24 protein-coding genes, 2 tRNA genes and 1 pseudogene are annotated in these 21,996 nt (G+C 37.1%); 22 read left to right on the forward strand and 5 right to left on the reverse strand.

All coding sequences use genetic code 11. The features are described from left to right. From H5975_RS03340 to H5975_RS03350, 3 genes and pseudogenes are all read left to right on the forward strand, one after another. A pseudogene (locus tag H5975_RS03340) lies at positions 1-128 on the forward strand (IS30 family transposase); the annotation flags it as partial. 104 nt (positions 129-232) lie between these two features. After that, positions 233-685, forward strand: a complete 453-nt coding sequence (locus tag H5975_RS03345) for a hypothetical protein (RefSeq protein ID WP_204784867.1) — start codon at positions 233-235, stop codon at positions 683-685. Positions 686-731: 46 nt separating this feature from the next. After that, positions 732-1,253 (forward strand): glucosaminidase domain-containing protein, encoded by a 522-nt coding sequence (locus tag H5975_RS03350; protein WP_204784868.1) that lies wholly within the window; start codon positions 732-734, stop codon positions 1,251-1,253. Between the two features lie 52 nt (positions 1,254-1,305). On the opposite strand, the gene H5975_RS03355 is transcribed toward H5975_RS03350, so the two are convergent. Next, positions 1,306-1,938: a deoxynucleoside kinase gene (locus H5975_RS03355; protein WP_178659620.1), complete on the reverse strand. Its 633-nt coding sequence runs from the start codon at positions 1,936-1,938 to the stop codon at positions 1,306-1,308. A gap of 166 nt (positions 1,939-2,104) precedes the next feature. On the opposite strand from H5975_RS03355, the gene H5975_RS03360 reads away from it, so the two are divergent. From H5975_RS03360 to H5975_RS03385, 7 genes are all read left to right on the forward strand, one after another. Then, the gene (locus tag H5975_RS03360) at positions 2,105-2,713 is read left to right on the forward strand and encodes a hypothetical protein (protein ID WP_204784869.1); all 609 of its coding nucleotides are present in this window, start codon (positions 2,105-2,107) and stop codon (positions 2,711-2,713) included. 66 nt (positions 2,714-2,779) lie between these two features. Then, positions 2,780-3,802 carry a ribose utilization transcriptional repressor RbsR gene (gene rbsR, locus H5975_RS03365; RefSeq protein ID WP_204784870.1) on the forward strand — a complete coding sequence of 341 codons (1,023 nt, stop codon included), beginning with the start codon at positions 2,780-2,782 and terminating at the stop codon, positions 3,800-3,802. 97 nt (positions 3,803-3,899) lie between these two features. Continuing rightward, a complete protein-coding gene (locus tag H5975_RS03370) occupies positions 3,900-4,586 on the forward strand; it encodes a CPBP family intramembrane glutamic endopeptidase (protein WP_204784871.1) in 687 nt (228 codons plus the stop codon). A 472-nt stretch (positions 4,587-5,058) separates the two neighbouring features. After that, on the forward strand, positions 5,059-5,283 hold the full coding sequence (locus H5975_RS08690; protein WP_239459558.1) for a hypothetical protein: 225 nt from the start codon (positions 5,059-5,061) through the stop codon (positions 5,281-5,283). Positions 5,284-5,295: 12 nt separating this feature from the next. Then, on the forward strand, positions 5,296-6,297 hold the full coding sequence (locus H5975_RS03375) for an ISL3 family transposase (RefSeq protein ID WP_239473122.1): 1,002 nt from the start codon (positions 5,296-5,298) through the stop codon (positions 6,295-6,297). Positions 6,298-6,603: 306 nt separating this feature from the next. After that, on the forward strand, positions 6,604-6,822 hold the full coding sequence (locus H5975_RS03380) for a hypothetical protein (protein ID WP_204784872.1): 219 nt from the start codon (positions 6,604-6,606) through the stop codon (positions 6,820-6,822). A gap of 15 nt (positions 6,823-6,837) precedes the next feature. Then, positions 6,838-8,298, forward strand: coding sequence for a Rib/alpha-like domain-containing protein (locus H5975_RS03385; protein ID WP_204784873.1), 1,461 nt, complete (start codon positions 6,838-6,840; stop codon positions 8,296-8,298). A gap of 326 nt (positions 8,299-8,624) precedes the next feature. On the opposite strand, the gene H5975_RS03390 is transcribed toward H5975_RS03385, so the two are convergent. Beyond that, a tRNA-Arg gene (locus tag H5975_RS03390) sits at positions 8,625-8,697 on the reverse strand. 487 nt (positions 8,698-9,184) lie between these two features. Between H5975_RS03390 and H5975_RS03395 the strand changes: the two genes are divergently transcribed. From H5975_RS03395 to H5975_RS03425, 7 genes are all read left to right on the forward strand, one after another. After that, positions 9,185-9,523, forward strand: coding sequence for a hypothetical protein (locus H5975_RS03395; RefSeq protein WP_204784874.1), 339 nt, complete (start codon positions 9,185-9,187; stop codon positions 9,521-9,523). 48 nt (positions 9,524-9,571) lie between these two features. Then, positions 9,572-9,642: transfer RNA gene (locus tag H5975_RS03400), tRNA-Gly, on the forward strand. Between the two features lie 263 nt (positions 9,643-9,905). Next, positions 9,906-11,597: an arginine--tRNA ligase gene (argS, locus tag H5975_RS03405; RefSeq protein WP_204784875.1), complete on the forward strand. Its 1,692-nt coding sequence runs from the start codon at positions 9,906-9,908 to the stop codon at positions 11,595-11,597. Positions 11,598-11,742: 145 nt separating this feature from the next. After that, positions 11,743-13,851, forward strand: a complete 2,109-nt coding sequence (locus tag H5975_RS03410) for a PBP1A family penicillin-binding protein (protein WP_204784876.1) — start codon at positions 11,743-11,745, stop codon at positions 13,849-13,851. Positions 13,852-13,893: 42 nt separating this feature from the next. Continuing rightward, a complete protein-coding gene (locus H5975_RS03415; protein ID WP_178659648.1) occupies positions 13,894-14,247 on the forward strand; it encodes a YlbF family regulator in 354 nt (117 codons plus the stop codon). 60 nt (positions 14,248-14,307) lie between these two features. Continuing rightward, positions 14,308-15,282: a 3'-5' exoribonuclease YhaM family protein gene (locus H5975_RS03420; RefSeq protein WP_204784877.1), complete on the forward strand. Its 975-nt coding sequence runs from the start codon at positions 14,308-14,310 to the stop codon at positions 15,280-15,282. An 81-nt stretch (positions 15,283-15,363) separates the two neighbouring features. Beyond that, positions 15,364-16,329: a peptidylprolyl isomerase gene (locus H5975_RS03425; protein ID WP_204784878.1), complete on the forward strand. Its 966-nt coding sequence runs from the start codon at positions 15,364-15,366 to the stop codon at positions 16,327-16,329. 58 nt (positions 16,330-16,387) lie between these two features. Here H5975_RS03425 and H5975_RS03430 read toward each other — a convergent pair whose 3' ends face one another. Beyond that, positions 16,388-16,600, reverse strand: a complete 213-nt coding sequence (locus H5975_RS03430) for a hypothetical protein (protein WP_204784879.1) — start codon at positions 16,598-16,600, stop codon at positions 16,388-16,390. A gap of 2 nt (positions 16,601-16,602) precedes the next feature. Continuing rightward, on the reverse strand, positions 16,603-17,031 hold the full coding sequence (locus tag H5975_RS03435) for an HIT family protein (protein WP_178659609.1): 429 nt from the start codon (positions 17,029-17,031) through the stop codon (positions 16,603-16,605). A gap of 125 nt (positions 17,032-17,156) precedes the next feature. On the opposite strand from H5975_RS03435, the gene H5975_RS03440 reads away from it, so the two are divergent. From H5975_RS03440 to H5975_RS03455, 4 genes are all read left to right on the forward strand, one after another. Further along, on the forward strand, positions 17,157-17,894 hold the full coding sequence (locus H5975_RS03440) for an ABC transporter ATP-binding protein (RefSeq protein ID WP_204784880.1): 738 nt from the start codon (positions 17,157-17,159) through the stop codon (positions 17,892-17,894). Further along, complete coding sequence (locus H5975_RS03445) at positions 17,887-19,086, forward strand: ABC transporter permease (RefSeq protein WP_204784881.1); 1,200 nt, start codon at positions 17,887-17,889, stop codon at positions 19,084-19,086. The genes H5975_RS03440 and H5975_RS03445 overlap by 8 nt, the downstream gene beginning before the upstream one ends. Positions 19,087-19,096: 10 nt before the next feature. Beyond that, positions 19,097-19,741: a tRNA (guanosine(46)-N7)-methyltransferase TrmB gene (gene trmB / locus H5975_RS03450; RefSeq protein WP_204784882.1), complete on the forward strand. Its 645-nt coding sequence runs from the start codon at positions 19,097-19,099 to the stop codon at positions 19,739-19,741. A 407-nt stretch (positions 19,742-20,148) separates the two neighbouring features. Beyond that, positions 20,149-20,883 carry a transaldolase family protein gene (locus H5975_RS03455; protein ID WP_178659605.1) on the forward strand — a complete coding sequence of 245 codons (735 nt, stop codon included), beginning with the start codon at positions 20,149-20,151 and terminating at the stop codon, positions 20,881-20,883. A gap of 73 nt (positions 20,884-20,956) precedes the next feature. Here H5975_RS03455 and H5975_RS03460 read toward each other — a convergent pair whose 3' ends face one another. After that, positions 20,957-21,292: a PepSY domain-containing protein gene (locus H5975_RS03460; RefSeq protein ID WP_178659604.1), complete on the reverse strand. Its 336-nt coding sequence runs from the start codon at positions 21,290-21,292 to the stop codon at positions 20,957-20,959. Between the two features lie 160 nt (positions 21,293-21,452). On the opposite strand from H5975_RS03460, the gene H5975_RS03465 reads away from it, so the two are divergent. Continuing rightward, a complete protein-coding gene (locus H5975_RS03465) occupies positions 21,453-21,773 on the forward strand; it encodes a thioredoxin family protein (RefSeq protein WP_204784883.1) in 321 nt (106 codons plus the stop codon). Positions 21,774-21,996: the final 223 nt, after the last annotated feature.

The following is a 21,996-nucleotide window of genomic DNA, read 5'->3' on the forward strand; positions in this document are numbered from 1 at the left end:
GACAAGCCATTGAAGAACTAAGTGATTACCAACTGGTTCAAATCAATTGGTATCTGAATTCACGGCCACTTAAATGTCTTAATTGGCATACACCAATCGAGATCTTCTTGCTTAATCTACGTCACTAAATTCATTCAAGTTATTTCTTGCAATCTGCCAATCTGAAAAAGATCGGAAATTTTTCCGATCTTTTTTGTGTTTTTATCGTCTTTAATGATTAGGAGGTAAAAACATGAAACTTTTTAATTTGCGGATGTTCATCACCAGCAGTTGTTTGTTAATGGTTACTAATGCCATTGAAGCAAGCACCATCTACTCAACAGCCGAATGCCAGCAGATTGCTTCTGCGGTTTTAAATGGGCAACGGCCACCATTAACGAACGATGAATTAGCAGACCTAGACAGTGAAACTGCACAGCGCTTAACAGATTGTTTAGAACAATTACGGCAAGCAAAAGAGCAGTCCTCACATCAAGAGGTTGGATCTAATGTGGGAGAGGAACATCATCACGACAATTCTAATCATTCAGGGAATATTTCGCAGGCTGCAAGCTCAGACCAGACTGTAGAAAACGATAAACAGGAGAACTCCAAATCAGAGGTGATTTCTAAGGAGAATCTAACGGTGGATCAGCAGAAATTTATTGACTCGATTGCTAAAGATGCTCGACAGATTGCTGATTAAAATGATTTATATACTTCAGTCTTGATTGCTCAGGCAGTAATTGAGAGTGATTGGGGGGCGGAGTGAATTAGCACATGAGCATCATAATCTTTTTGGAATTAAAGGAACTTTTCGTGGCATGAGTGCCACATTACCTACCAAAGAGAATATTAATGGTCAAGAATTACAGATTAATGCTGCTTTCCGGCGCTACTTAACATTTAAAGAATCACTGAATGACTACGCACAGGTATTGAATCAACCGTTGTATTTTTCAGCACATAAAAGTAAATGTCATCACTATAAGGAAGCTACAGAAGCAATTGGACGAGTTTATGCGACGGATCCAATGTACCATCAGAAATTAAATCAGTTAATTGAAAAATATGATCTTACCAAATACGATCAATTAATTAAACAATCACCTAAGCAGAAAACGTCGAAAACGGAGTTAGATGAATACGAAAATCCACAAAGAGCTTCTCAAAAAATAAGAACAAAACATCATAAAAAGGGTATTGTTTTCCCAATAATTGGTGGCATTGGCTCGATGAGTTTATTAGAGTTAGTGAAACGGTTGTTAAAATAAAAAGTGCCGCGATCCGGTAATAGTAACCAGGTCGCAACACCATTTTGATTGTCTATCTTAATGTAGCTAGTTTGTCATCAATCATTTGAAGGACAATTTTGACATTTTCAGGTTCTTCGAGATTATACTTTTCGAGGTCAATCTTCATCTTAGGACTAGCATCATAGTCTTGATACCATGTCTTGTAGGCCTTCCACATCTTATAGTAGTAATCCTTTAATTCTGGATTATTATCAATTTGTTCATAATCCCGTCCACGTTTTTTAATCCGGTAAAGGATGGTTTCAAAATCTGTTTCTGAATAAACCATTAAATCAGGAGCACGCTTCGGCAACTGCTTGAGATCAGCCATCATGTTATTGAGCAGTTTGAGGTATACATCAAGTTCTGTATCTGAAATATTACCTTCCGCATTATTCTCACGGGTAAATAATGCATCTTCATAAATGGAACGATCTAAGACATTGTTGTCATCGGCGAGCGCCTTTTTGATCATTGAAAAACGCTTATTCAGAAAATAAATTTGTAATAAAAAGCCGTATTGTTTAGGATTCCTGTAGTATAGTGGTAGTACTGGATTTTCACCCACGGGTTCAAAAAACGCTTTTGTGTGTAGGTGATCGGCAATCTTTCCAGTAAGGGTGGTTTTACCAACACCAATCATTCCTGCTGTAATTATCACCATAATTGCTCCTCTTTAATTTATAGTTTTGCAATAATCTATGTTACTACAAAAAAAAGCACTTGCCCATTGTGATTGTGAACTATAAATACTAAAAAAGGAGTAATAAGCGGTAATATCAAGGATTACGGATCATAAATAATTTATTATAAATTGTTGGAGGGATAAAATGTCATCAAGTGAAATTAAAGAGCAATTAATAATGGCTCAGCAGCAAGGAAACCTCGTCGAAGTTTATAATTTTGATGACGATGATATCTTTAATGTCGGCTTTGTTATTGCCATTGACCCTTTGTTTGTGCTTCTGCTTGGTATTGATTGGGACGGTAAAATTAATGGGTTAACAGCAATAAGATTAACTAGTATTCACAAAGTTCAAGCATACACAGATTATCTAACGACCGTTTCGATTAAGTGTAAGGTTGCGGAGGACCATCATTATTTTGATATCTGGCATTTACAAGAATTTCTTAGGCACCATGACTATCAGAACAAGAATATTTTGCGAACATTATTGACGGATTCTTTTGAGAATAAACTACCAGTGGTTATTGGTACTGATAAGTATAAAGGCGAAGATGATTTCGAAGGCTTGATTAATAACTTGTCTGAAATTAAGCTTGACTTACATTATATTAATGAACATGATTTATCATCTATGTGGGATTATGAAATTTTACTAGTCAAAATTGATTATCTACGGGTTCGCGGCACACAGATGATGCAAATAAAACAAATCATGCAAAATGTTTTTGGCGTAAATTTTGATAACAATTGAAATCCCTTTCATTAAGTAGTAAACTGTTTTAGTAAATCGTTTAACTTAAATGGACGAGGTAGACTAATGAACAGTAAAGTAACCATAAAAGACCTTGCAGAAGCCGCGGGTGTATCAGTTACCACCGTATCTCAAATATTAAATGGCAAGGGTGAGCGTTTTAGCAAAAAAACCCAAGAGAAAGTCATAACGTTAAGAGATCAATTGCATTATGTGCCTGATTTTAATGCTCGTAATTTAATTTTACGTTCCTCAAGAACCATTGGTGTATTGGTTCCTAATATTGGCAATCCTTTTTTTAGTACTTTTTTTCGGGGAATTCAAAAAGTGTGCAGGCAAGCACATTATCTTCCCATTGTATTCAGCGCTAGTAACGACGAGACTAGTGAAAAATACTATCTAGGAAATTTGGTGGAACGTTCTGTAGATGGCCTGATTATTTCCAGTTCTAGTGTAACTGCGGATACAATTGACAGTATTTTAAAGCCTAACCACATTCCATACCTATTGTTTGACCGAAATCAAACTCATGATGATGGTGATCGTCTCCAAGTTGATGACTACCAAGGTGGTCAATTAGCAGCTGAACATCTGATTAAATTGGGCCATCAGAGGATGGTAGCAGTATTCCCTGAAAATCTAACAAATAACTTGGAAAAAAGGCTACACGGGTTTACTGATGAACTTAAAAAAGCGGGAATCCATTTTAACCCAAAGACAGATATTGTTAATGCGCCATTAACTAAGTTGGGTGGTTATGAACATGCTGATGAGGTCTTATCTAAAAAAGCAACCGCAGTATTTTGTGCCAATGATGAATTGGCAATTGGTTTATATCGCGGCCTCCATGAACATGGAATTAAAATCCCAGAAGAATTATCCGTTATGGGTTACGATAATATTGATTTAGCTGAGTATGTTACCCCTAAATTGACTACTATCGAGCAACCAATCCTGAAGTTGGGTGAAACTAGCGCTCAATTAATCTTAAAAAGAATTAATGACCTTAACATGGAGCGACAATTGGTAGACGTTCCAGTGAAATTAGTAGAGCGAGAGAGCACGGCTCGACCGCATTCATATAATTAAGCATATCAGGGTATGACTTGGAAGCTATAAAACTTCTGTCATACCCTTTTTTGATGTGATATGATGGTAAATAATTTTGATCTGAGGAAGTGATGAGATGACAAAATCACAACGGCCATCCTGGATAGTACGGGTGCTAATAACTTTTGCGCTGGCAATTTTAATTCAGGTTCCTCCGGTAATTTTGCTATTTATTCGAAGAAATGCTGCGACCCCATCAATGGTTGCAATTCTAATACTAATTTATGCAGTGGTATTTGGATTAATTATTTGGTGGGCCTATCGGGTCTTTATCAAATATCGACGATGGCAGCCAACTCGCCAAACATTTCTTCAACGGTTAGGTTGGATATTTGGTGGTTGGTTAACGATTTTGCTTGGTGAACAATTACTGAATGTGCTTAACTATGTTATTTATCACCAAACAGAAACGGCTAATAATCAAGCAATTGGCCAGTTGATGGGAAGCAATCATATCGTAATGATTATCATGTCTTTTGCGGCAGTAGTATTAAACCCGATTGCAGAAGAGTTAATCTTTCGTGGTGTGGTAATGAACTTCTTTTTTAAAGATAATTCGTTTTGGGCACCAATTATTTTATCTGGAGTGTTATTTACTTTAGAACATTCGAGTACCAATATAATTAGCTACTTAATTTACTTCTATTTAGGAGCAGTGTTTGCATATATTTATCGTAAAACCGGTAATATTGCAAATACAATGATGCTCCATGCTTTCAATAATTTAGTAGCACTAATGGCTTTATTAGGCACAATGCATTAATCTAAAAAAGATGTTGAAACCGCTTACAGCATGTGCTATATTATAGACGTGGAAGGGAATAAGTAGATGCAACAAGAAATCTACCCGGATCTAGCGGCTGAAGAATTAGTAGGTCAGAAGCAGCATAAGTGTGACCTGTAATATTATAGGGGTTCGCGGTCACCAGCGTGCACTAGTGATAAATAGTAGCTTTGCGGAAGATGAATTAATATTGATGAGTTAAGTTTGAATGATAGCTTTATCGCAAAGTACTTAATATGATTCCTTCCCAAAGTAAAACCGTCTCACGAAAAGTGGGGCGGTTTTTGTTTATGGAATTATTTTGTATGACTGATAATGGGTCTATGCTAACTGGTATTGGTGAACAACCAATGCCAGTTTTTTGTTTGCTTTTTTCCAAAATAAAAAGGACATTCAAGCCCTCTTGCAATACAATGAATACGACCAAATACCATGTAAAGGAAGATGCTTAATGTCCCAAAATCATTTTAATCCAACCTGCTTTGGAATTGAAGATCAAAATATTAAAATTGTTGCTGCTAAAACTGAAACTGACCATAATCAAATCACTGAAGTGATTCATGGCTATTTAATGGGTAATGTTTTTACTAAATGTCCTTACTGCCATCATCCTCACGTGATTCGCAACGGCTTTCGACAATCTAATATTCATTTAACAAGTGCTGGCGATCACTGAAGACTGTTAAAGTTGAAAAAACAACGTTGGTTATGTCAATCTTGTCGACGGACCTTTGGTCCGCAAACTAATTTAACACGAGGACATGATTCCTTATCTCGATCACTAAAAAGCCAAATCATGAGCTTAGTGCGTTTAGGAATGCCGGCTACTCAGATCGCATTAGTGGTCCATTGTGCGCCTAGCACCGTCATTCGCACCATTCACGAACGTGTGGATCTGCCCAGGCGCGTAGCTCGTTTGCCCCAAAATTTATGTTTCGATGAGTTTCGCTCTGTTAACCATGCCATGTCGTTTATCTGTTGTGATGCAGTGACTCATCAATTGGTCACTAAATTAGCTAGTCGGGTGTCACGTGACATCATTGACTACTTTGAAAATCGCTATTCATTATCAGAACGGCAATCAGTGCAAACCGTTGTTGTAGATATGAATGCTCAATATAGTCGATTTATTCATCGTTTATTTCCAAAAGCAGAAATCATCATTGATCGTTTTCATATTACCCAACTAGCTGGTAGAGCCTTAGATGCGGCTCGTATCCAAACCCTTAAGGGTTTGTCTGATCATCGTTCACGTATTTACCGGATTATGAAATCGCAATGGCGTCTTTTTCATAAGGATTTTACTAATATCAATGCGGATAAACCTGTTTATTTACGTGGCGTGAATGAGTATATGACCCAACAGAATGCCATTGATTTAGTGATTGACCAATTTCCAGCTTTTGATGTGGTCTATCAAACTTATCAACGTTTGATGCGTGCTATTAGAACTAAAAATGTCCACGAAATGTCTCAACTATTGGATGAATATCACCCCCAGCACAATCAAATGGACGTGGTTATTCAAACCCTAAAATACTATCGCCACTACGTTCTTAATAGTTTAATTTATCCGTATTCCAATGGTCCAATTGAGGGCCTTAATCGTAAGATTAAGGATTTGAAACGACATTGTTATGGCTTTAGAAATATGACGAATTTTTTCAAGCGGATTGACTGTTTTCTCTAAATAAAAACCACTCTCATATGAGAGTGGCTATAAGTCTCTACCAACACCAGTTGACATAGACCCCTGATAATGAGGTTCTGCAACGCAATTGCTCAACCTAGAATAATAATATTAATATATTAAAAGCCTTGAAAATAGTCATAATTCTTAATGGCTATAATTAACAAATAAAGATAATTGGTAAATTTTGAATATAGTTTATCATTATATTAGTAATCATTGTAAAAACACTCCCACTCAGCTATAATTATATTAATAGCTGTATATGATTTGATTTGCTATTGTACCTATCGGGAGGAAAATAACATGCGAAATAATTCTGCTAATAAATTGCAAAAAATTGGTTTGGGCCTTGTATGTGGCTTTGCATTAACTTTAGTATCGATTAATACTGCTCAAGCATCTGATAATGATGCTGGCACAGTGAATACATCCACAAGTGTTAATGGGAACAATATATCTACTGATAATAAAGTGACTCTTTCAAATAATTCAGAAACGAATGCAGATGAAGAAACGCAATAATCACCATTGGTACCAGTGGAAGTTACTAAGGGTGGTGTACCAGACGTTAAAAGCACCATTCCAGATTACGAAAATTATGCTACTTCAATGAGCGATGACAGTGATAAGTTTAAAGTTGAATGGGAAAAAACGCCAGATACTTCCAAGGTTGGTAAAACAACTGGAGTAGTAAAGATTTCAGGGGTTCGTGATCAATATAATGAAGCTATCCAACAAGACAACGAAGAAAGCTACACCACTAGCGTAACTGTTCCGGTGAATGTTTATGAAAAAGATAGTGACTACATTATTGATAACGGAAACATCAGCAACGAGGCTGACAAAAATGACAAAGTCGTCACTAATACCGTTAAGTTTTACGATGTCGTAAATAAAAAGATCATTAGAACAGACCGCTTTGAGGGTTATGCTAACTCTGGAGCCGATTCAGATTATGCCTATGGATTGAGTAATGTCTTGGACAAACTTGGATACAAGAAGATGGATGAACCACCATATCAAAATGGTGCATCTGAATCTGCCTACACCAGTTTTTCTGATCAAGACCAGTACTTTACGATTTTTGTAGAACCGAGATATGTTGACGAAACAGATGATTACAACACTGTTCCTAAATTGAAGAAACCAGGAGACAGCACATCTTATCTCGCTTGGGACAAAGATGTTGATCCAGTATGGTTTATCGGTAATATTAACTTTTTGCCTCAAGGGACTAAAGTAGAATGGAAGGAAAAACCAGAATTTGATTTTTCAATGACCAATGATGGCACTGAGTCATATTATAATAATCCGGTTGTGCTAAACACACCAACAATAAAGGTAACTGTGCCAGGACATGAAGAACCCTACATTCTTGATCCTTCTGAAGTAATGTCATTCATGTTACCACAGGGAACTGAATCAGAAAATGTTGCTGTAAAAGGTAACGTTGAAACTGTTGCTGGACACAAAATTAGTGCTAAAAAGGTGATTGACTTCACGGGCAATGGTAATCAATTAACACCGGATCAGTTTGGCAAAATCAATTGGTTAGTTCAACCGGACACTACTAAAGTAGGATATACGTATGGCATAGTCAGTGTTGAACTGCCTGATGGACAAGAATCTAATCAGTATGTACTAGTTCATGTGCTGCCAAAACAGACGGAAACTGGTGACCCAGCAGAAACACCAGAACTACCGGCTTATGATTTAAACAAGATTAAGAAACACGAAACTGGTAATCCAACTACGCAGCCAACGTTACCTACCTATGATTTGAATCATGTTCAGAAACATGAAACTGGTAACCCAACAGTTACAAATGAAGGAAAAGTTGTTAATTTGAATTCAGTTAATAACCCTGAAAGAACACGGGCTGATAATAGCAAATTACCACAAACTGGTGTTAAGGATGCCAATATCACCACAATTATGGGAATGGTTTTGGCTGCGCTTAGTTCTATGTTTGTTTTTAAAAAGCGGAAAGAAAATTAAGCATTTTTACGTTCTTCATGTACAGTTGTCTAAATAAGAAATACATCTTTATATAACAACTATTGTTATTGTGAGCGATGTGATTAATAAGTCTTATCATCTCTGTGTATGGTAATTCTATTTTAACTAGGCATTCATGTTATTACCTAAAAATCACTCCTTATTTTGGAGTGCCTTTTTAATAAGGTTTTCATAAGTAACCATAATATGTAAATATAACTTAACTAAGCGATGGCAAATTATATAAAATTTCAAATTTGGTGTACGAATGGTGTACAGTAAAAATAAAAGACCTTGGTATATCAAGGCCTAAGTCTATTATTAAATGCGCTCCCAGGGACTCGAACCCTGATAATGAGGACCGAAATCTCATGTGCTATCCAGTTACACTAAGAGCGCCGAATAAGTTCATTATATAACTCTTTTTAAAAAATACAAATTAGTGAGATGATCACAGTAGCTAAAATCAGAATTAATGCCATCCATGGAGCTCCGAAAGTGAGGAGCTTTCTTCTGAAAACCATTTCGACTATGACAAATAGCAAGATTAAAGCGATAATTTGAATTAAATAGAGCCAGCTAATAATAGGTAAATATGCAAGGAAAAAAACCAGTTTACCAATTAACATTATGAACAGCAGGATACGCGCGATAATTAACCAACTACTGGTATGTTTGTCAATCGCAGAGTGCATTCCACATGTAACACTGATGACAAGACAGATTCCGCAAATAATAAATAAATATGTATTTCCCATAGTGACTCCCCGAAAATTATTTAGACTTATTTTATCATTATTTGAGGTTTAACAGAAGAACACTTGAAAAATGCTGCTAAAGTTAGTAAAATGTTTAACATTATTGATAAATTATTGAGGTGGAATGCATGACTTTCTTTAAAATTGGTGACGTTGTTAAAGCAAAAAAATTTGGCCAACTTGAGCATGATTTTACCGGAACCGTTGAAAAGGTTTACGATAACTCAATTATGATGTCAATTGATGACTTTGATCCAGCTGATAAAACCAGCGTTAATGAATTGAACAAACGTGCTGTTGTACGTAAGTCGAGCGCTAAAATTCTTAATGCAGTACCACGGACTGATGAAGATCGTGAAGAAGCTGCTAAAGAAGAAAAAGAAGCAGCAGAAAAAGCTGCTAAGGCCAACAAGACCACTCGTAAACGTAAAACCACAAAAAAAGCAAAAAAAGATACTAACAATTAAGTAAAATATGTTATTATCAAAGAGGTAGTTTTTACCGCTTTGATTGATGCGGGTATAGTTCAGTGGTAAAACACAACCTTCCCAAGGTTGAGTCGCGAGTTCGATTCTCGTTACCCGCTTACCACAATGAGCACCGTCGATTAGATGATGCTTTTTTATTTAAGGTGGGACTGTTTTTGAGTAGTAGACGGCTTATTCTTTGTACAGCGAGTCCATGTTGATGTGAGATGGGCCAAAGATCCGTTGAAGCGTGCAAAAATTGATAAACTAAATATAATGAAAGTGGAATTTCTATTCAAATAGAGTGGTACCGCGGGAAATCTCGTCTCTAATGAACAGGCTGTTCATTGGGGACTTTTTTATTAAATTTGGAGGTTAAATCATGAACGAACGTGAGCAAGTAATTAATGCATTGCAACCAGCTTTACCTGAATTATCAGCAAGTGAAATTGCAAGTAAAATTGAACGACCTAAGGATTCTAATAATGGTGACTATGCATTTCCAACATTTTTCTTAGCAAAGGCCTTACATAAGGCTCCCCAAATGATAGCGCAAGATTTAATTGCCAAAATTGACCAAACTTGCTTTGAAAAAGTTGTTGTGGCTGGCCCTTATATTAATTTCTTCTTAGATAAGCAAGTTGTTGGTGAAAATATTTTAAAGACAATTTTAGCTGACCCAGATAATTACGGATCACAAAATATTGGTAAGTTAGCTAACGTTGCTATCGACCTTTCCTCACCAAACATTGCAAAGCCAATGGGAATGGGTCATTTGCGTTCAACGGTTATCGGTAATGCGATTGCTAACATTTTAGCCAAAGTTGGTTATAACCCAATTCGCATTAACCACTTGGGAGACTGGGGAACTCAGTTTGGTAAGCTGATGGCAGCTTATAAAATGTGGGGAAACGAAGAAGAAGTAAAAAACGATCCTATTAACACTCTTCAAAAATACTATGTCAAAATTAATACCGAAGCTGATACTCATCCTGAATACAACGATTTAGGTCGAGAATGGTTTAAAAAGTTGGAAAACGGCGATAAAGAAGCATACCGTTTATGGAAATGGTTCCGTAATGAATCATTGAAACGGTTTATGAAGATCTACCGCCTATTAGACATTGATTTTGATTCTTATAATGGTGAAGCCTTCTACAATGATAAGATGGCAGAAATTGACCAATTACTGCAGGATAAACATCTTTTACATGAAAGTAAGGGTGCCCAAATTGTCGACCTAGATAAGTACAATTTAAATCCAGCCCTTATTAAGAAGTCTGATGGTTCTTCCCTATATATCACGCGTGACCTGTCTGCTGCTCTTTTCAGAAAGCGGATGTACGGATTTGCTCAAGCATTGTATGTTGTTGGTGCAGAACAACGGAACCACTTTGACCAATTAAAAGCGGTCCTAAGTGAAATGGGCTTTACATGGTCTAAACAAATTCACTACATTCCATTTGGCTTGATGAGCCTCAATGGTAAGAAGATGTCCACCCGGAAAGGGAACATTGTGCAACTTGAAGACGTGCTTAATGATTCTATTAAGTTAGCACGGCAACAAATTGCTGAAAAGAATCCTGATTTAGCTAACGCTGATGAAGTTGCTCAACAGGTTGGCGTTGGTGCTGTAATCTTCCATGATCTAAAGAATGAAAGAACCAATTCTATTGATTTCAAACTGGCTGATGTGGTTAAGTTTGAAGGTGAAACAGGTCCGTATGTTCAGTATGCACATGCCAGAGCTGAGAGTATTTTGCGGAAAGCTGGTCAACCAACTTTCAATGACGAAATGCATCTGACTCTTTCAGGAGATGAAGCTTGGGGAATCTTGACTCGCTTAGGTCAATACAGCGAAGTGATCGAACGGGCTGCTAAGGAATATGATCCATCACTGATTGGTAAGTATGCCTTAGCCTTGGCGAAGGACTTCAACCAATATTATGCTCATACCCGGATTTTAGTAGATGATGATGAAAAATTAGCACGACTTGCCTTGGTAAAAGCAGTTAGTGAAGTGTTGAAGTCAGCACTAGCATTATTAGGAGTAAAGGCTCCTGATGAAATGTAATTAATTTAAATAGCAGTGATTGACTGAATTTCGGTTGGTCACTGTTTTTTTATGGATAAGATTTTTCTAAACTCCTCAAGATATTTAATTACTAACGATCGAATGTGATAAAATTGTCAAGATCGTTTATACAGTGGAGGATTCAATGAAATCTACAAGAAATGATAACGGCGATGTTAAGCAACGAGTCGCCAAATGGTTTCATACCAAGTGGAGTCAATTACGAGCTTGGATTCATAAGTTTTGGCATCGCTACCAACTAACCAGATGGTTAATAATTGTCGTTTTAACACTTTTTTTGGTAATGAGTATTTATTTGACGATTGTTGCTAAGACAGCAGGAGTAAGCAAACTTGAATCACGTTTGCAACAAAATACCATCATTTATGACAATCATAATGAACAGGCAGGGAGTCTTTATTCGCAAAAGGGAACGTATGTGAAACTGAATAAAATTTCAAGCAACGTTCCCGATGCTGTGTTGTCAACTGAAGATCGTGGCTTTTACCATGAACACGGATTTTCGTTTCGGGGGCTTGGCCGGGCCGGCTTTCTTCTGTTAAAGAATGAATTGCTCCATCGTGATTATATTTCTGGTGGGGGTAGTACTCTGACCCAGCAATTAGTAAAAAATGCGTTTCTTACCCAACAACAGACATTTTCTCGGAAAGCCAAGGAAATATTTATTGCCATTGAAGTTGAAAATCAATATTCAAAGAAGCAAATTTTGACGATGTATTTGAACAACGCTTATTTTGGTCACGGAGTGTGGGGGGTACAGGATGCCGCCAAACGATACTTTGATCGGAATGCCAGCGAACTAACCGTACCACAGGCGGCAACTTTAGCTGGAATGCTAACCTCTCCAGGAATTTATGATCCAATTGATCACCCGCAAGCCACCAAACAGCGTCGTAATACGGTTCTGCAACTAATGGTTGAAAATAAAAAACTGACCCAATCTGCTGCAGACTCATATAAATCAACACCATTAGTTACGAAAAACGGCTATAAATATGAAGATACCTATAAATACCCTTATTATTTTGATGCCGTAATTAGCGAAGCAATTAACAAGTATCACCTTTCTGAAAAAGAAGTGATGAATAATGGTTATAAGATTTACACGACACTTGATCAAGGCCAACAAAGTGCAATGCAAAGTGTTTACCGACGTGATAGTAATTTCCCAACGAGTACGGGAGCAAGTGTTCAGTCGGCATCCATTGCGATGAATCCAAAGAATGGTGGCGTGACTGCGATTGTTGGTGGCCGTGGTGAGCACGTCTTTCGTGGATATAATCGTGCTACTCAAATGACTCGGCAACCAGGATCGACTATGAAGCCGATTGCTGTTTACACTCCTGCACTGATGCATGGCTACTTCTATGATTCATCTCTCCAGGATAAGAAACAATCTTATGGAAGTAATCACTATACACCACGAAATTACGATAATGAGTACAGCGGTAGCATTCCAATGTACAAAGCAGTATATGAAAGTTCTAACGCACCGGCAGTATGGTTGCTCAACAAGATTGGTGTGAACGCAGGTTATCGGATGGCCCAAAAGTTTGGCATCCCCGTAACCAAGGGTGATCAAAACTTGGCGCTCGCTTTAGGAGGAATGACTAAGGGTGTTTCTCCTGCTCAAATGGCGCGTGCATATGCAGTTTATGCTTCTGGTGGGAAGCTACCAACCACCCACTTTATTACCAAAATTGAAGATTCATCTGGTAAGGTGATTAAGCGAAATAGTAAGCTGCGTACTAAGCAAGTAATTTCTAAAAAGGTTGCTGATCAAATGACCAGTATGCTAATTGGGGTTTACGAACATGGTACTGCTAAGTCAGCACGCCCAAGCGGTTATACTTTGGCAGGTAAAACCGGGACTACTGATACTGGTAAAGATGATAATAATGATCGTGACCAGTGGATTATTGGTTATACGCCAGATGTCGTAGTCGCTACTTGGGAAGGTTATGACAATTCGAAAAATAACCACTACTTGACTAGCGTTCAGAGTACGGATATTAATTCGCTATTTAAGTCCGAAATGAGCAGTTTATTACCAAATACTGATGGTACGAAGTTTACGGTCAAAGATGCTCAAGAAAGAGCAGAATCTGGCACTAAGTCCAATAATAAATGGACAGATCAAATTGCGGATGAATTTAAACAGGGTGCTAATGAACTGGGGGACCGTGCGAGTCAAATTTGGAATGGAATTCGCTCAATGTTTTCATTCTTATGACAAAGCATGATACAATATGAATGATGATATTTTAGGAGGAAAATCATGGTTAATATTTATGACACTGCAAACGAACTAGCAAAGCAAATGCGTGAAACGCAAGAATTTACAGCGTTGGAAGCTGCCTTCAACGATATGATGGCTGATCAAGAATCATTTGATCTTTTCAAAAAATTCCAAAAAGCCCAAGCTGAAGCACAACAAAAGCAAATGCAAGGCCAAAAGCTAAGTGAAGATGAAATTAAAAATGTTCAAAACCTAGCTAACGAAGTCAGCAAAAAAGACGTTGTTAAGAAGTTAATGGAAAAGGAACAGCAAATGGATAACATGATGCAACAACTTAACAAGTCCATTACTGCGCCAATCCAAGAACTTTACAAAAAGGCAATGAATTAGTTAGTAACTAATGTAACGGGTACCTAATGATGGTACCCGTTTTTTAGGGAGAACATAATAATGGAAAAACAAATTAATGATTTTCAAGAAGGCGAACCGCTAGCCTTATTTGCTTTGATTAAAGATGCTCAAGTTCGGACCACTAAAAAGGGTGATAATTACCTTGCCTTGACTTTTGGAGATCAATCTGGCGAATTGTCTGGCAATTTGTGGGACGTAACTGATGAACAGGTCCAGCAGTTTCAGCCTGGCAAAGTTATTTACTTAGAAGGCCAGCGTGATAGTTATCAAGGACGTCCTCAAGTGAACATTAATAACATTCGGTTAGCAACGGATGACGAACCCAACCAGCCGGAAAAATATGTTGAACAAGCTCCAGAATCAGAAGATGATATTAAAACAGCTTTACGCCCATTTGTGATGGCAATTACCGAACCCACATGGCGCAGGATTGTCAATCATTTATTAGCTAAACATGGTGAGTACTTTTTTAAATCGCCTGCTGCCAAAACGAATCACCACGCCTTTACTGGGGGACTTGCATATCATACTTTATCCATTCTTCGATTAGCAAAGAGTGTGATTCAACAATATTCAGGAATAAATGAGTCGTTATTATATGCTGGCGCTTTACTTCACGACTTGGGCAAGACGGTGGAACTATCAGGTCCAGTTGGTACTCAATACACCACTACAGGGAAATTACTGGGCCACATTCCGCTAATTGATGGTGAGATTTGTGCTACTTGTGAAGAGCTAAATATTGACTATGAAAGTTCTGAAGTAGTTCTTTTGCGGCACATGGTACTTTCACATCATGGGTTATTGGAATATGGTTCACCAGTCCGACCAGAAATTATGGAAGCAGAAATACTTCATCATTTAGATGAATTAGATGCTTCGATTATGATGATGCAGACTGCATTAGCGAAAACTAAGCCAGGGCAATTTACTGACCGGATTTTCGCCTTAGACAATCGCGCCTTTTTCAATCCGGATGACGATAAATATGAAGAAACAACGAAAAATTCATAAACGTTTTGTTATATCGCGTGAATATTATTATGAATATGTTATATTAGATTGGTGATTAATATTTAAGGGATGTGAAATGATTTGAAATCAAAGAAATTATTAGCCATCATTGCTGGAATTGCAGTGATGATGCCATTAGCTGCCTGTGGTAATAAGGCAGTGGCCACTACTAGCGGTGGTAAAATTACTCAAGATGAGTATTACAGTAGCATGAAGAGTACTTCTCAAGGGAAGGCTGTTCTGCAACAAATGATCTTAGACAAGGTTTTGCAAAAGCAATATGGTAAAGAAGTCTCCAAGGCCGACGTTAATAAAGAATACAACTCATACAAGTCCCAATATGGTTCTTCATTTAGCGCAGTTTTGGAACAACAAGGATTAACTGAAAAATCATTTAAAGACCAAATCAAGTCACGGTTATTGCTACAAGCTGCCGTTCGTCATTACTCAACTTTCTCCAACAGTGCTATTAATAAGCAATGGAAGAAGTATGAACCAAAAGTGCAAACTGCAGAAATCCTAGTTGGTTCAGAAGATGATGCTAATGACATTATTAACCAACTTAACAGTGCAAGCGGCAACAAGTACAAGAAGTTTAAGAAGTTGGCCAAGTCAAAGTCAACTGATAGCTCTAACAAGAGCACTGGTGGGATTGTCCCAGCATTTGATAATACCAGCACTTCTGTAGACTCAGCTTACAAGAAGGCAGCATTTAAACTTAAGACCGGTGAATACACGAAGGAACCAGTCAAAACTGACAATGGTTACCAAGTTATCTACATGGTTAAACACCCAGCTAAGGGTGCCAAGAGTGCACACATTTCTGACTTAAAGACTCAAATTGTTGAACAGAATATGAATAACCAATCCTTTATGGAAAAAGTTATCTCTAAGGTTCTTAAGAAGGGGAATGTCTCAATCAAGGACAAAGACTTACAAAATATTCTGTCACAATATTTGAACCCATCTGCTAATAGTGGTGCTACTACTTCTAATAGTTCAAGTTCTAGTGCGTCATCATCAGCTAGTTCAGATTCTTCAAATTAGTTAATTAGTAAAAGCGCAGGATCGAAGATTTCCGATCCTGCGCTTTTGTTGTACGTTATTAGCGCTTAATAATTTTGTCAATTTTGGCTAAAGGAACTGCGTTTTTGAACTGGTATCTTTTAACACTTCGTTCTAAGGTGTGGCTCACTTTAGTTAAATTTTGATTAGCTTTTTGAAGGTCTTGGAGTGAATTTTGCAACTTTTGTAAACAACCAAGAATTGCTTTTAAGTCACTCCAACTATCCTTAAGGTTTTCAATCATTAATTTCATGACTATTTCTCCAATTGATCAACAATTGATTTTTGAACGGCTTTGTATTTTTCATCGTTATATTGATCAGAATTGTCAGTAAAGTTAATGCTAAAGGTATCGTCTTTTGAATAACGGGGAATTAAGTGAATGTGGGAATGAAAAACGGATTGGTAAGCCACTTCACCATTATTGTTTAGGATGTTCATTCCAATAATATCAGGGTTAGAAGCCTTAATTGCCCGAGCAATCTTTGGAAGACGAGAGAAGACTTGACCTGCTAATTCATCATCATAGGCAAAAATGTCTTTGACATGTTTTTTAGGCACTACTAAAGTGTGGCCAGGAGTACCTTGGGAAATATCCAAGAAGGCTTTGACAACATCATCTTCATAAATTGTGTAACTAGGAATTTCTCCATTAATAATTTTGCAAAAAATACAATCAGTCATGCTGATCCCTCGTTTCTATATAAATTTGATATTATCAGTATACCGCATCTATTAACGATTAGCATATCTGGAAAGCACGTATGCTATAATCGATTTTAGTATTAAAGAATAAAGAGGAGACTAATATGGCATTAGAAGTCACAAATTTAGTTGGTGGTTATTCACAAATTCCGGTATTACACCAGGTAACTTTTGATGTTCAACCAGGTGAGCTAGTTGGCTTAATTGGATTAAATGGGGCTGGAAAGTCCACGACAATTAATCATTTAATTGGATTATTACAACCATTTGCCGGTTCAATTGTATTGAATGGCCATAATATTCAAACTGACCCGGTCAGTTATAAAGAACAAATTGCATATGTTCCTGAAGCTCCTGTTTTATATGACGAGTTAACATTACGTGAACATATTGAGGTGACAATTAAGGCTTATCATTTAAATTCTGAGCAAGCTTGGCAACGCGCACAAAAGTTGTTAAAGACTTTCCGCCTTGATAACAAGCTAGATTGGTTCCCGGCGGATTTTTCTAAGGGGATGAAACAGAAGGTAATGATCGTATGCGCATTTATGACGGATGAGAAACTCTATATTATCGATGAACCATTTTATGGATTAGACCCGTTAGCAGTTCAAGACTTATTAAACTTAATTGAGCAGAAAAAGCAGCAAGGTGCGGGAATTTTAATGTCCACCCACGTTTTGGATACGGCTGAAAAATACTGTGATCGTTTTGTCCTCTTGAATAGTGGTCATGTCACTTTCAAAGGAAGCTTGCAAGCAATGCGGGCGGCTAATAATGATCAGAGCGCATCACTTAATGATATTTACTTGAGCATGGCAAAGGGTGATCGTCATGAATAGTTTGTTTAAAGAGCGTCGTCAAAAACATTTTTTAATGTTGTTGAAATATTGGCGATTAGTTTTTAATGATCACTTTGTAATTGCACTTTTTTTCCTATTTGGTGCCTTGGCATATGGTTATGCGCAATGGTTACCATCAATTCCTGCACATAATGTGTGGATTGAACTGTTATTGGTTATTTTTATGACGGTAATTGCTCAACTTGGACGGTTAGCTACCTTGGTAAAAACAGCCGATCCAATCTTCTTACTTCCTGAAACTTCTAGAATGAAAACATATTTTCGCCAGTCTTATGGATATAGTTTGTTTTTGGGAGCTATAATATCATTAGTGGGTCTGGTAGTTGCATTGCCGCTGGCTTCAGTCACGAGCAGGACTAGTAGTTGGACAATTGCACTATTAGTAATCGTTACGCTGTTTGTAAAAAGCGGATGGTTAAACTTAAGCTATCTCCAGTTATCGATGTCCCAGAGTCAAAATCCCTATTGGCGATGGTTAAAATGGATTGGACCAGTTCTGGTTTGGGGGATTACGTGGTTGTTAAGTCCTGTTGCAGGTTTATGTTTAAGTCTCTTGTGGCTCATAATTACATCATGGTTAGTGCGGTCTAATTCAGCAATTAATTGGCGAGTTGCAGTTACGGCGGAACGAAATCGGATGTCAACGGTCTACCGTTTCTTTAATCTTTTCACTGATGTGCCAAACCTTCAAGGAAGGGTTAAACGACGATCTTATTTGAATTTTATAGTGAACTGGCTAGGGCAACAATCGGTATGGCGTTTCTTGTATGGTAGGGGACTGATCCGTAATACAGAAATCAGCGACCTCGTCTTTCGGTTAACGTTGGTAATGGCAGCAATTTTGATTTTTATACCAATAACCTGGCTTAATAGTATTATTATGGCTTTAGCTTTGTACCTGATTGCTGCACAGTTAATCCCGTTGTATGACCAATTTGCAAATAATGCATTTTCTTATGTTTATCCCACAACGAAGGATGAACAATATTATGATTTCCAAATCGTCTTTCGAAAAGTGATGGTGATTGTAGCAATTTGGCTAGCAATCTGTTCTATTGGGATTCATTTAAGGATCGTGCAAGTTTTGATCAACGTTATTATTGCGGTTATTGAAGTACCGCTGTTAACAACTAATTATTTAAAATACCGTATCGCAAAAATTGAGAAATGAGGAATAGACAATGCGTGTAAAACATAAAAAATGGGCAGAACCATTATTAGAGGCTCATCCTGAAAAAATGGTCATGGACCCAGAGACCGTGAAAGGGCACTGGGAAGACCGATTTGAAAAGAACCAACCGATTCAACTAGAAGTTGGTATGGGGAAGGGCCAATTTATTATCGGCATGGCAAAGAAGTATCCAGACATTAATTTCATTGGATTAGAAATCGAAAAAACGGTTGCGGCCATTGCGTTAAAGAAGGCACTGCCAGAAGAACTGCCTAACTTGCAATTTATTTGCGCTGACGGGGCAGAATTAACCGACTTTTTTGAAGATCACCAAATTGATCGGCTATTTTTAAACTTTTCGGATCCATGGCCTAAAAAGCGTCACACAAAGCGACGATTAACTTATCACACCTTTTTAGCCGGCTATGAGCAAGTACTAAAGAAACAGGGGACGATTGAGTTAAAAACCGATAATATGGGCTTCTTTGAATTCTCATTATTAAGTATGAATAACTATGGGATGAAGTATGACGGCGTCTGGTTAGACTTGCACAATAGTGATGAGAATGAACAGAATGTTGAAACAGAGTATGAACATAAATTTAGCGAAAAAGGACAACCAATTTATAAGCTAAAGGCACATTTTGATAATTAATTTAAAATTCCTCAAGGTTGGAAGCAACAGTTTTTAAACAATTTGAGAACGAACGAAACCAACTCTGAGGGATTTTTATTTTGAAAAAATTTGTAAATCACAGATTAGATTGTGAAAAAAAGAGATAATTTAATATTGGTATAGATATATCTTTATGGAAAATTAAAAATTTATTTTGTGAAAAAATAAGGATAATTGCTAAACGTTAACCATTTGATTAATCACGCACAATTCCTTGTGTACACACGGTTGCACAGATTTTAAAATGATAATGTTTGACAATTGAATTGTCGATTTTCTTTGTGAAAAAACTCTTGACGATTAATTTCCCACATGGCAATATAGGCAACGTGGATTGAAAAAATATTAATTGGTATAGTTTTAATTTGTGAAAGGAACCAATCGAAATGCAAAATCAATATTCCATTAAAATTTATTCTGATGGAGCAGAAATTAATGCCATGCGTCAAATGGCGCATAATGACTATTTAAGTGGATTCACAACAAATCCATCGTTAATGAAAAAAGCTGGAGTAACTAATTACTTAAAGTTTGCTAAACAAGTAATGAAGGAATTTCCTGATTACTGTGTTTCATTTGAAGTTTTTGGTCAAACAGCTGACGTGATGGCAAAAGAAGCAAAGATTCTTGCAGACTTGGGAACTAATGTTTATGTAAAGATCCCTATTATCGATTTAAAGGGGAACTATAATACTGACCTAATTCATGAATTGTCGTCTCAAGGCATTAAAGTCAATGTCACAGCAATTACTACTGAATTACAAGTGCAAGCTGCATTAGCGGCATTGTGCCCAACTACTCCTGCATTTGTTTCCTTATTTGTTGGACGAGTTGCGGATACTGGCGCTGATCCAATCGCTTTTGTTAAGAACACTGTTAACATGGTCAGTGACTTTGATAATGTTCAAACCTTATGGGCTTCTACACGGGAAGTTTACAATATTACCCAGGCTGAACAATTAGGAGTGGATATTATCACAGTTCCTCCGGTTATTTTACAAAAGTACAATGACCGACGTTCCTTTACACCTGATGATGTGGCATTGGATACGGTTCACGGATTTGATAAGGATATTAAATCACTTGGCTTTAGCATCCTTGATGATGCTGTCACTGCTTAATTCGTACATGACGAATAAAGAAATAAAGAAATAACGCATAAAAAAATACGGAACATTGAAGTTCCGTATTTTTTTACTTTTGAACACGTTTAATATGGATAATTGATCCAGTATATGCATCAGCTAAGAACATGTAGTTAACTAACTGGTCGTCTTCTCGACGTTGAATTCCTCCGCGATAAACTTCTGTTTTAAAAGCAAACCGTTGGAATGGATGAACTTGATGATCGATCCAGCTTCCTTCAACCGTGCCTTCATTTTTAAAATCAGCAACCACCATATTTAAAATCTGGTCAGCTGAAAGTTTACGTTGTCCCAAAAGTTTTCCAAGGAGGAATCCGGCAACACTGGATACACCCAGAGTAACAGGAATCATCCATGGATTAGATAATGATTTACTGTTATTCATAATTAATCTCTTTCTATACTAACTTGAAAACAAATTGTATTCTAACAATTTGTGATTGATTCATCAAGGAATAATATCAATGTGTCAAAAGGAATAGGCTTTTTACGATAAATATGGTATAATTCACTTACAATAAATAAGAAAAAGGAGTGGCACGAAGATGGAAAAGTTACCAAAAATGACGCAAGATGAATTAAACCAACGGATTTCAACAGGCAATTATGTTTTATTCTTTACGGCAGATTGGTGTCCTGATTGTAACTTTATTAAACCAGCCATGCCAGAAATCGAAAGGGACTTTAGTGACTATCAGTTCTTGCTAGTTGACCGTGATGAGAATATTGACTTGGCTGCTGATTTAGGAATTATGGGTATTCCAAGCTTTGTGGTCTATAAGGATGGCAAGGAAGCAGGTCGATTTGTAAACAAGGATCGGAAGACTAAGGACCAAGTTGAGGATTTCTTGAATTCCTTAAACTAGTCAAAACAAAAAATCAGTAATTATACTAAGATTATGCAGTAACCGCTGGTGTTGTTCTTTTCAACGCGAGCGGTTTTATTTCAAATACGAAGTGTCTAAAAGTGATGGGATTAATTTCCTAAATTTCAAGAATAAGTTAGCCACTGGACTCAAATAAATAATACTGACCAATTGATTATTGGTTGATGGAGCTGTGATATCTCTTGGTAGAAGGCCTTACGAT

Origin of the sequence: Limosilactobacillus coleohominis (assembly GCF_016901675.1) — a bacterium.
GTDB lineage: Bacteria > Bacillota > Bacilli > Lactobacillales > Lactobacillaceae > Limosilactobacillus > Limosilactobacillus intestinavium.

Excerpts from the sequence above, each read along its gene's own strand:
- H5975_RS03455 (WP_178659605.1), top strand. The coding sequence starts at position 20,149 with ATGCAAAATCAATATTCCATTAAAATTTATTCTGATGGAGCAGAAATT.
- H5975_RS03355 (WP_178659620.1), bottom strand. The coding sequence starts at position 1,938 with ATGGTGATAATTACAGCAGGAATGATTGGTGTTGGTAAAACCACCCTT.
- H5975_RS03430 (WP_204784879.1), bottom strand. The coding sequence starts at position 16,600 with ATGAAATTAATGATTGAAAACCTTAAGGATAGTTGGAGTGACTTAAAA.
- H5975_RS03465 (WP_204784883.1), top strand. The coding sequence starts at position 21,453 with ATGGAAAAGTTACCAAAAATGACGCAAGATGAATTAAACCAACGGATT.
- H5975_RS08690 (WP_239459558.1), top strand. The coding sequence starts at position 5,059 with ATGTCCCAAAATCATTTTAATCCAACCTGCTTTGGAATTGAAGATCAA.
- rbsR (WP_204784870.1), top strand. The coding sequence starts at position 2,780 with ATGAACAGTAAAGTAACCATAAAAGACCTTGCAGAAGCCGCGGGTGTA.
- H5975_RS03360 (WP_204784869.1), top strand. The coding sequence starts at position 2,105 with ATGTCATCAAGTGAAATTAAAGAGCAATTAATAATGGCTCAGCAGCAA.
- H5975_RS03460 (WP_178659604.1), bottom strand. The coding sequence starts at position 21,292 with ATGAATAACAGTAAATCATTATCTAATCCATGGATGATTCCTGTTACT.
- H5975_RS03420 (WP_204784877.1), top strand. The coding sequence starts at position 14,308 with ATGGAAAAACAAATTAATGATTTTCAAGAAGGCGAACCGCTAGCCTTA.
- H5975_RS03440 (WP_204784880.1), top strand. The coding sequence starts at position 17,157 with ATGGCATTAGAAGTCACAAATTTAGTTGGTGGTTATTCACAAATTCCG.
- H5975_RS03345 (WP_204784867.1), top strand. The coding sequence starts at position 233 with ATGAAACTTTTTAATTTGCGGATGTTCATCACCAGCAGTTGTTTGTTA.
- argS (WP_204784875.1), top strand. The coding sequence starts at position 9,906 with ATGAACGAACGTGAGCAAGTAATTAATGCATTGCAACCAGCTTTACCT.
- H5975_RS03395 (WP_204784874.1), top strand. The coding sequence starts at position 9,185 with ATGACTTTCTTTAAAATTGGTGACGTTGTTAAAGCAAAAAAATTTGGC.
- trmB (WP_204784882.1), top strand. The coding sequence starts at position 19,097 with ATGCGTGTAAAACATAAAAAATGGGCAGAACCATTATTAGAGGCTCAT.
- H5975_RS03435 (WP_178659609.1), bottom strand. The coding sequence starts at position 17,031 with ATGACTGATTGTATTTTTTGCAAAATTATTAATGGAGAAATTCCTAGT.
- H5975_RS03380 (WP_204784872.1), top strand. The coding sequence starts at position 6,604 with ATGCGAAATAATTCTGCTAATAAATTGCAAAAAATTGGTTTGGGCCTT.
- H5975_RS03410 (WP_204784876.1), top strand. The coding sequence starts at position 11,743 with ATGAAATCTACAAGAAATGATAACGGCGATGTTAAGCAACGAGTCGCC.
- H5975_RS03370 (WP_204784871.1), top strand. The coding sequence starts at position 3,900 with ATGACAAAATCACAACGGCCATCCTGGATAGTACGGGTGCTAATAACT.
- H5975_RS03445 (WP_204784881.1), top strand. The coding sequence starts at position 17,887 with ATGAATAGTTTGTTTAAAGAGCGTCGTCAAAAACATTTTTTAATGTTG.